Source organism: Listeria valentina, from assembly GCF_011800755.1.
Taxonomy (GTDB): domain Bacteria; phylum Bacillota; class Bacilli; order Lactobacillales; family Listeriaceae; genus Listeria; species Listeria valentina.
On record NZ_JAATJW010000009.1, the window covers coordinates 53386 to 62836 of the forward strand.

8 protein-coding genes are annotated in these 9451 nt (G+C 40.3%); all 8 read left to right on the top strand.

From position 1 onward, the window contains the following. The first annotated feature begins 99 nt into the window (after positions 1-99). Entirely contained in the window at positions 100-813 is a 714-nt protein-coding gene (gene yycF, locus HCK02_RS04215; RefSeq protein WP_036070213.1) for a response regulator YycF, read from the top strand. A 239-nt stretch (positions 814-1052) separates the two neighbouring features. Next, complete coding sequence (gene walK, locus HCK02_RS04220; RefSeq protein WP_167628873.1) at positions 1053-2885, top strand: cell wall metabolism sensor histidine kinase WalK; 1833 nt, start codon at positions 1053-1055, stop codon at positions 2883-2885. Continuing rightward, positions 2882-4192 (top strand): YycH family regulatory protein, encoded by a 1311-nt coding sequence (locus tag HCK02_RS04225; protein ID WP_167628874.1) that lies wholly within the window; start codon positions 2882-2884, stop codon positions 4190-4192. The genes walK and HCK02_RS04225 overlap by 4 nt, the downstream gene beginning before the upstream one ends. 2 nt (positions 4193-4194) lie before the next feature. Beyond that, on the top strand, positions 4195-4995 hold the full coding sequence (locus HCK02_RS04230; protein WP_167628875.1) for a two-component system regulatory protein YycI: 801 nt from the start codon (positions 4195-4197) through the stop codon (positions 4993-4995). A 148-nt stretch (positions 4996-5143) separates the two neighbouring features. Then, positions 5144-5974, top strand: coding sequence for an MBL fold metallo-hydrolase (locus tag HCK02_RS04235; RefSeq protein ID WP_167628876.1), 831 nt, complete (start codon positions 5144-5146; stop codon positions 5972-5974). A gap of 174 nt (positions 5975-6148) precedes the next feature. Then, positions 6149-7684, top strand: a complete 1536-nt coding sequence (locus tag HCK02_RS04240; RefSeq protein ID WP_167628882.1) for a S1C family serine protease — start codon at positions 6149-6151, stop codon at positions 7682-7684. A gap of 708 nt (positions 7685-8392) precedes the next feature. Continuing rightward, a complete protein-coding gene (gene rlmH / locus HCK02_RS04245; protein WP_167628883.1) occupies positions 8393-8872 on the top strand; it encodes a 23S rRNA (pseudouridine(1915)-N(3))-methyltransferase RlmH in 480 nt (159 codons plus the stop codon). A 40-nt stretch (positions 8873-8912) separates the two neighbouring features. Then, positions 8913-9451: MrcB family domain-containing protein (locus HCK02_RS04250; protein ID WP_167628877.1), on the top strand; the 539-nt coding region annotated here is incomplete at its 3' end.

Consider the following 9451-nt stretch of genomic DNA (forward strand, 5'->3'; position numbering starts at 1 on the left):
AAAATAGTTTTAGAGCCTCGACTGAAATGAAGGTGAGTTGAGGAACACCGTTTGATAAGAGATACTTTATGAAATCCATTTTTAGGAGGACTGTGTAACATGTCAGAGAAAAAAGTATTAGTTGTAGATGACGAGAAACCAATTGCAGATATTGTTAAATTTAATTTAAATAAAGAAGGATTCGATGTTTACTGTGCTTATGACGGAGATGAAGCGCTCGAGCTTGTCGAAGAGGTACAGCCGGATTTGATTTTATTAGATATTATGTTGCCTGGTAGAGATGGCATTGAAGTTTGCCGCGAGGTGCGTAAAAAATACGACATGCCAATCATCATGGTAACGGCAAAGGATTCTGAGATTGATAAGGTACTTGGGCTTGAATTAGGTGCGGATGATTATGTGACGAAACCATTTAGTAATCGGGAGCTGATTGCACGGGTTAAAGCGAATTTGCGTCGTCATAGTAAAATTAGTTCGCAAGCGGCGGAAGAGAATGAAAATAGCGAGCTTGAAATTGGTTCACTTGTGATTCATCCGGATGCGTATGTGGCGTCGAAGCGTGGAGAAACAATCGAGCTAACGCACCGTGAATTCGAACTCTTGCATTATTTGGCAAAACATATGGGTCAAGTCATGACGCGCGAACATTTATTGCAAACTGTATGGGGCTATGATTATTTTGGGGACGTGCGGACGGTCGATGTCACTGTGCGACGTTTACGTGAGAAAATCGAGGATAATCCGAGCCATCCAGCTTGGCTTGTGACAAGACGCGGCGTTGGCTACTATTTGCGCAACCCGGAACAGGAATAATGGACGCTTCCAATGAAGGAAATCGAAGGGAGGACTGATTAAAGCAGTCTTCCTTTTTGTGCGTTTAAAAGACACGTGGAACAGGCTTTCTTGCCCGTTTTTTTGTTGGTTTCTTTCGTTTGGAAAAGTATGCTATACTTAGTTATAAAAATAAGGATTTAGCGGATTTTAGGTGCTTATGCTAGAAGGAAAATACATGTGAAATCTAGATTTCATCCCGAACAGGAGTAGAAGCTTTTATGCAGAAAATAAAAAAGTTTTTCCAGTCGGTTCAGTTTCGCCTGGTAATGATTTATCTCTTGCTTATTCTTGTAGCCATGCAGGTTATCGGTGCATACTTTGTTCGCGAACTTGAAGGACAGCTCGAAAAGAACTTCCAAGATTCAATCAAGAGCAGTACAAAACTGCTAGATTACAATGTTCGTGAAGAGATTTTAAAGAATAGCGATAATAGTGCGCAACTGCAAACGGATATTCGCGAATTGCTAGTTGATTTTGCGCGAAATAATGGTAGTTTAGATGAAGTTCGAATCGTTGATGACAAGGGGAAAATTCTTGGAACTTCGGATATGGATAATCAAGGGATTGTTGGCCAAAAATCAACCACACCACTGATTAAACGAGCTCTTTCACTCAGTTCTTCGGAAGATAAAATTTATATGGATGAGTCAGACGGGAATAAACGCGTTTGGGTCAATGTTTTGCCGATTAAAAATAAAGATAGTGTGATCGGTGTTATTTACCTTGTCGCGGATATTGAGTCTGTTTATACGCAAGTCAACTCGATTACAAGTATTTTTATAACCGGGACTTTGATTGCGATGGCGATTACGGCGGTGCTTGGGATTTTACTATCTCGAACGATCACCAAGCCACTAATTGATATGAAACGGCAAGCTTATGCGATGGCGCGTGGGAACTATAGCCGTAAAGTAAAGGTTTATGGGCTAGATGAAATCGGCCAGCTTGCGGAAAGCTTCAACTCGCTTACAAGAAAGGTTCAGGAAGCGCAAGCAATGACAGAAGGAGAGCGAAGAAAGCTATCTTCTGTGCTATCCTATATGACGGATGGTGTTATTGCGACAGATCGCCGCGGGAAGGTTATTCTAATCAATTCGCCAGCAGAAAAAATGCTGCGTGTGCCTCATGAAAGTGCCAATGGTGAAGCGATCATTGATGTGCTTGATATTGGAGATAGCTATCAATTTGAAGATTTGATGGGACAAGAAGCGACGATCACACTAGACCGGAGTACGGTCGACGAACGGTATATTTTACGTGTGAACTTTTCCGTCATTCAGCGGGAAACAGGTTTCGTGAACGGGGTTATCGCAGTTTTACACGATATTACTGAGCAAGAAAAAGTCGATCAGGAACGCCGCGATTTTGTATCGAATGTCTCGCACGAACTAAGGACGCCGCTTACGAGCATGCATAGTTACTTAGAAGCTTTAAGTGATGGGGCTTGGCAAGATCCTGAACTCGCGCCGAAATTTTTGGAAGTGACACAAAATGAGACGGAACGAATGATTCGACTCGTTAATGATTTATTAAAACTTTCAAGAATGGACGGTGGGCGTGAACAGCTGGACAAAAGCTTCGTGAACTTCACGGATTTCTTTAACCATATTATTGACCGCTTTGAAATGATGAAAAAAGATTCGATTAAATTTAAACGATTTATTTCAAAAGAGCCTGTTATTATTGAGATTGATGAAGATAAAATTATGCAAGTGCTCGATAATATTATTTCAAACGCCAATAAGTATTCACCAGATGGTGGACAGATTTCCTTTTTCTTGAAAAAATTTGCTAGTCATATTGAAGTTGCGATTAGTGATGAAGGGCTTGGAATTCCAAAAGAAGACTTGGATAAAGTATTTGACCGCTTTTTCCGTGTAGATAAAGCGCGCTCAAGAGAAATGGGAGGAACAGGGCTTGGTCTTGCGATTGCTCGAGAAGTAATCCGGGCGCATGGTGGCGATATTTGGGCGGAAAGCAATCGCAACAAAGGAACCACTGTGAAATTCACCCTGCCATATAGCGAGCTGCCGGAGGATGATTGGGAATGAGGAAATTTTCTTATGTAAGAGGCTTGCTTCTAACGATTTTAGTCGTCTTAAGTGTCGTCTTAAGCTATCTAATTTGGAAAGCACAACCTAATTACGAGTCGATTGATGTGAAGGAAGTTAAAAACACGGCTATTGATAAGCAAAAAACGGCTTCTCAGGTCTTTAAACCGATTCTTGCTCAAATCAACCAAGGCGGTTTGCATTACCAAACGAATACTGAGGAATTTGTAAATCAATTGGCAACTCAAGGCCGGGCGTTTACGTTTTCTGAAATTGTTTCTTCTGGTAAAAAAAGCAGTCAGGAATATGATCGGTTAATCCATCAAAATGGGACAGTTGAACTGGTTTATCCAAATAACATTCCATTTTCGATTTTCTCGCAGATTTATGAGCTTACTGGAAAGGATTTAGAAGCCGCTTCATTTAATCGCATTGTATTTGACACAAATACAACCGAAGCAGGACTTTATACGGTGTACTTTACAAATGACCGTGAAGACACGATCTATCAAAGTTCGTTGCCGCAAAAAGATATTACAATCATACGGAATTTAGTGGACAATGCTAATGAACAAGATGAGCTTGGCAAGGTGGAAGAAGTTAGTACTAGTAATCATGCCTTGTTTCTTTCAAAAAAAGCAACGACACTAAAGAGCAAAAAATATATTATTGATACGATGGATATTAGTTTGTTTACAAAAGCGCTTTTCCCAGATGCGAGTTCTGTTAAGAATGAAGATAACTCGTATACAGATGGTTCTAGTAAAATTGTGCTAGATACTGATAACAAGGTGCTTGAATACATTAATCCCGCGCAAGAAAATGCAAACCCAGCTACGCAAAGTGAAATGCGGCGGGCCAATATGATTCAAGATAGTTTTAACTTTATCAATGAACATTCAGGTTGGACGGACGAATATTACTTTACTGGCTACAACTTGGCAAGTGGCAGTACGAAATTTAGCATGTTTGTCGATAACCTTCAAGTTCTAAGCGATAGCGGGATGTCAGAGATGGCGGTAACGGAAGGACAAGAAGCGGTTTATAAATATAGTCGTCCCTTTTTCAAGCTAGATTACACGATTCCACGAGAAAGTACGAATGTGACGCTTCCTTCTTCTTATGACGTTTTTGAAAAATTGCGGAATGAGAATATCGAAACGGATGGGTTACAGATGATCACGCTTGGCTATAAAATGAACTGGTCAGAAGATAAGGGCTTGAAGCGAATTGTTGAACTAAAACCAACATGGATTTATAAATATCGCGGGAAATGGCTTGAGGCTGACATGAAGGAGAGTGATTAAAAATGGATTGGAGAAAAACAGAGATCATTTTTATCATCGCTTTCCTGTTGCTTGATATCTTTCTTGGTGTGATGTTTTTGAATAAGCAAGCAACAAATGATCCCGATAAGCTTGGAAACGATACGTTACAAGATCACCTGAAAACAGATAATATTAGTTACCCAGAGCTTTCTTCAAAGGAAGTTTATGGGGAGGTTTTCACGGCGGATAAAGTGACAATCAATGAAAAAGACGTTTCAAATTTAAAAAATCAAACGATTACGCTTGCGAATAATTCCACTGAAATCGTTTCGACACTTCAAAATCCTGTGAAAACAGATGGCAAAAAAGAAAGTGAAGAATTTAAGAAGTTTCTGAAAGATGATGTCTATAAAGGCAGTTCTTATCAGTTTTGGAAATATGATGAAGAAAAGCAAGAATTGATTTATAATCAAGTGATCAAAGATGATATGGTACTATTTGATACGGCAGGACAACTCATTTTCAAGTTGAATAATGATAATGAAGTCGTCGCTTACCGGCAAACGGTTCTTGGGAAGCAAGATGATTTGCAAGAAAAGAAAAACTTGCTTTCGTCAATGGATGCGCTCGAAGCTGTTTACCAGCACGGTGATTTGAAAACAGACAGCAAGATTACGCAAGTCGTATTCGGCTACTACACGACCGTTCAACTTTCAAGTGGGGATGTATATTTCCCGGTTTGGTGTTTTGAAGTGGAACATAAAGGCGCGACGAGCTATTTTCTTGTCAATGCAAAAGATGAACAAGTCATTAATTTGGATGAAACTAAACAGCAGCAATAAAGAATCAAATAAAACTTTTCGAAAAGCCGCTTTTCTGGATATAGAAAGCGGTTTTTCTTAGAAGTACAATTAATTTTGGTTTTCTTTTTGCTTTATTAAGGTTAAAATAGGAAACAGATAGGAAATGTGCTCGGGGGGTAAAAGAAACATGATGAAAAGCCAAATTTTAACAGAAAAAGAAACCGAGCAAATTCGGTTTAGTATACTTGCGAGCGGCAGTACAGGGAATGCAACCTTGGTTGAAACGGTGGATCAGAAGATTCTGATTGACTGTGGTTTAAGCGGGAAAAAAATGGAAGGCTTGCTTAGCCAGATTGGGCGCTCGATTGAGGATCTGGATGCGATTTTGATTACGCATGAGCATTCGGATCACATTAAGGGTCTTGGCGTTTTGGCGCGGAAATATAAATTGCCGATTTATGCGAATCAGAAAACTTGGAATGCGATGAACGGTATGATTGGCGAAGTGGCATTAGAGCAAAAATTTGAATTTGGAATGGAAACGGTCAAGGATTTTGGCAGTTTACAAGTGGAATCATTCGGCGTTTCTCATGATGCTATCGAGCCGATGTTTTACATATTCCATAATGGGAATAAGAAGTTTGTCATGATTACGGATACGGGCTATGTGAGTGACCGAATGAAGGGTCACATTGCAAATGCTGATGCGTACTTGTTTGAAAGTAATCACGATGTGGAAATGCTCCGGATGGGGCGCTATCCTTGGAACGTCAAGCGCCGAATTCTCGGGGATGAAGGTCACGTTTCGAATGAAGATGCGGGAATTGCGATGAGTGAAGTGATTGGTGACCGGACGAAACGAATTTATTTGGGTCATTTAAGTAAAGATAATAATATGAAAGACCTTGCGCGGATGAGTGTTTCACAAACGCTGAAGCAAGAAGGCATTATTGTTGGTGAAACTCTAGATTTATTTGATACAGATCCGGAACAACCAACAGAACTTTTCACAATTTAAAAAAGTGGCGACTTCTGGTCGCCTCTTTTTTAAATAAAAGGATTTTCATGTTATTTTTTAAAATTAATTTCATGAATTTTTCATATTTGTCATGTAGGATAGAATTATCAAGAGTTGAATCTGTGCAGGAAGGAATGAATTGCTTTGGAAGAAGAGAAAAGAGAATTTGAAAATATGAACCACCCGCAAGAACCTGTAAATGGGAATTCACCGGAAGAGGAAGCGACACCTAGCCAGGAAAGCCGGTCTGAATTTGTTTCCCCTGAAGCGGAGCGCTCCGCGGAAGCTGAACAAAATCGCCAAGCGGCATCTGAAACAGCGAGCGCCTCTTATCAAAATGCTGAGCGAAGCAGCGCAAACGAGGCTCATTCAAGTGGTGAAAGTGGAACTCCTCCTATTCCCCCAATCCCACCAACACGTTCGGGCGGAGGAAGCGGCGACGGTAACGAGCCACCTAAAAAGCCACGCGGTAAAGCACTTTTAGGATATTTTTTAACTGGGCTTTTAGGTGTTATTGTTGGCGCGGTCATCATTTTCTTCGCGGTATCAGGCTTAAATCAGGATGACTCCAATTCCTCATCGGGTTCATTAGGAAACACGAGCTCAACGAAAAGCAACACGGTTGAAAAAGTCTCTTATAAAAATTCAACGGACATTACAAAAGCTGTCAGCAAGGTTCAAGATGCAGTGGTTAGTGTCTTGAATTATCAAGCTTCATCTAACTCGCTTGAAAGTGGTCTTGGCGGTTTTGGAAGCGGTGGAAGTAGCGACGGTAGCAATGGAAATTCAAGTGGTTCAGATTCATCTTCTGAGCAAGAAGCTTCGTCTGGCTCCGGCGTGATTTACAAGAAAGCCAATGGCAAAGCGTATGTCGTAACGAATAATCACGTGGTTGACGGCGCGGACAAATTGGAAGTAACTTTTTCAAATGGTAAAAAATCAACGGCTAAATTGATTGGGACAGATGAATGGAATGATCTTGCTGTTCTTGAAATTTCGGATAAAAATGTGACAAGCGTTGCGAAGTTTGGCGATTCTGATGCTTTAACGGTTGGTGAAACGGTCATTGCGATTGGTAGCCCGCTTGGAACAGAGTTTTCTGGTTCTGTTACGCAAGGAATCGTTTCGGGATTAAACCGAGCAGTGCCTGTTGATATCAATGGTGATGGACAAGAAGATTGGGAAGCTGAAGTTATTCAAACCGATGCAGCAATCAACCCAGGAAACAGTGGGGGAGCGCTCATCAATCTTGAAGGACAAGTCATTGGCATTAACTCGATGAAGATTTCAACGGAAAATGTGGAAGGGATTGGCTTTGCACTTCCAAGTAATTCTGTGGAACCAATCATTACTCAACTGGAAGAAAAAGGAGAAGTACAAAGACCAGCACTTGGCGTTACGCTTCGTGATGTGGATACGATTCCTGAACAACAACAATCCAGTGTGCTTAAATTGCCAAGCAACATCAATTACGGGGCAATGGTCCAACAAGTCACTTCTAATTCTGCTGCATCGAAAGCAGGACTTAAACAATATGATGTAATCGTGGATATTAACGGTCAAAAGATTACGAATACGGTTGAATTGCGGAAAGTCCTTTATAATTCGAATCTGAAAATCGGTGATACAGTAAAAATCAAGTATTACCGGGATGGAAAAGAGAAATCGACTTCACTAAAACTTGAAGAAGCAAAAACTGTTCAACAATAAAAATGGAAAGCAGCGCCTCGAAAAGAGGAGCTGCTTTTTTTGTGGAAAAAGAAAAGTGAGTTGTGGATAAGATGTGGATAGTGAAAATGGATGGGCGCTTATCTTGCTGGGAACGCATATTCGGGCCCAAAATATAGATTGGAGCTGTGGATATGTGGATGAAATTTGTGGATAAGATGTGCGTAAGCTGTGAGAAAGTGAAAATACTGAAAAATATAGTGAATAATACGAGGGATTATGGACTTTTAAGGCAGAATCACAGGATTTAATAGGTCCTTCATCCCTATTGTGAATGGTCTAGTTGAAAAGTAGCTTTTATCCACAATTTTATTAGGATTGGACTTTGAGAAGAAAATAAAAGCAAGTTAAAAATGGCTTTATGTAGGGATTTGAAGAAGATGTGGAAGAGCTGGATTTGCTTGTGGATAAGTTGTGGATAAAGAATTTGGATGAAAATAGATATGGGGGAGAACAAGTTTTCTTGCACTAAATATGGATGGGGTTGTGGATATGTGCATAATTTTTGTGGATAAATACTGTGGGTAAGTGGCAAAACGATGTGGAAAACGAGAGTGTACTCATTTATTTGGTAATTTGGGTATTTTTACCCTGAAAAGCCATTTTTGATACGAATTTATGGGTTATGGTATCCATTTTTATGGCAAATTAGTGTATGATAAGGGAAACAGGAATTTTGGGAGTGTAAAGATGCGAATTCAAATCATTTGTGTAGGAAAATTAAAGGAAAAGTATTTAGTCCAAGGGACCGCAGAATACCTAAAGCGCCTTGGCTCGTACGCGAAGGTAGCCGTGGAAGAAGTTCCTGATGAAAAGGCACCTGAGGTTTTGAGCGAAGCGGAGATGGTCCAGGTGAAGGAGCGCGAGGGCGAGCGGATTCTCGGGAAAATTTCGGCGGACACGCATGTGGTGGCGCTTGCGATTGACGGAAAAGAAAAGTCGAGCGAGCAATTTGCGGCAGGAATCGACGGGCTGATGACTTACGGAAAAAGCAAAATCGCTTTCGTGATCGGAGGTTCCCTTGGCCTAAGCGATGCGGTTCTAGCGCGCGCGGACGAGAAAATTTCATTCGGCCGGATGACGCTGCCTCACCAGCTGATGCGCCTCGTGCTGCTCGAGCAAGTGTACCGCGCGTTTCGGATCATGCGCGGGGAGCCTTATCATAAGTGAGCATAGTCTGTACTATTAACTATTAGAGGGGGAAATAAATTTGAATTTTGTCGATTTATTTGGGGATATTTCTCGAAATTATGAAAAAGAGATGAGTAATCAACCTTTTAAAAACAATGAATTAGCAAATAAATTTAGGAAAAATGCAAGAAATATATTATCAATCAGAGGAATTGGAGATAACTACAGAGTTACAGCTTCTGTTGGGCAGGGAAGATGGGCGAAGATTCCGTGGATTGCTGTATTCGACGATGAGATATGTACAAGTGCTCAAAAAGGCTTTTATGTGGTTTATTTATTTACAAGTGATTATAAAGGAGTGTATTTATCATTAAACCAAGGCTGGACTAATTACAAAGAGACTTATAAAAAAGAAGCGAAGGCAAAAATTAAAAGCGTTACTGATTTTTGGAAAGAGAATCTTATAATGATTAATTCTAATAAGGATTTTACCATTGAAAATATTGATTTAATAAGTGATAGGTCTCGCAAAAATAACGATCTTGCCACAGGGTACGAATGTGGAAATATTTGTAGCAAATTTTATAATATTGATGTCTTGAAAGAGAAAGATAATAT

What these genes read in the sequence shown, in the direction of transcription:
- yycF (WP_036070213.1), top strand. Translation starts at nt 100, where the DNA reads ATGTCAGAGAAAAAAGTATTAGTTGTAGATGACGAGAAACCAATTGCA.
- walK (WP_167628873.1), top strand. Translation starts at nt 1,053, where the DNA reads ATGCAGAAAATAAAAAAGTTTTTCCAGTCGGTTCAGTTTCGCCTGGTA.
- HCK02_RS04225 (WP_167628874.1), top strand. Translation starts at nt 2,882, where the DNA reads ATGAGGAAATTTTCTTATGTAAGAGGCTTGCTTCTAACGATTTTAGTC.
- HCK02_RS04230 (WP_167628875.1), top strand. Translation starts at nt 4,195, where the DNA reads ATGGATTGGAGAAAAACAGAGATCATTTTTATCATCGCTTTCCTGTTG.
- HCK02_RS04235 (WP_167628876.1), top strand. Translation starts at nt 5,144, where the DNA reads ATGATGAAAAGCCAAATTTTAACAGAAAAAGAAACCGAGCAAATTCGG.
- HCK02_RS04240 (WP_167628882.1), top strand. Translation starts at nt 6,149, where the DNA reads ATGAACCACCCGCAAGAACCTGTAAATGGGAATTCACCGGAAGAGGAA.
- rlmH (WP_167628883.1), top strand. Translation starts at nt 8,393, where the DNA reads ATGCGAATTCAAATCATTTGTGTAGGAAAATTAAAGGAAAAGTATTTA.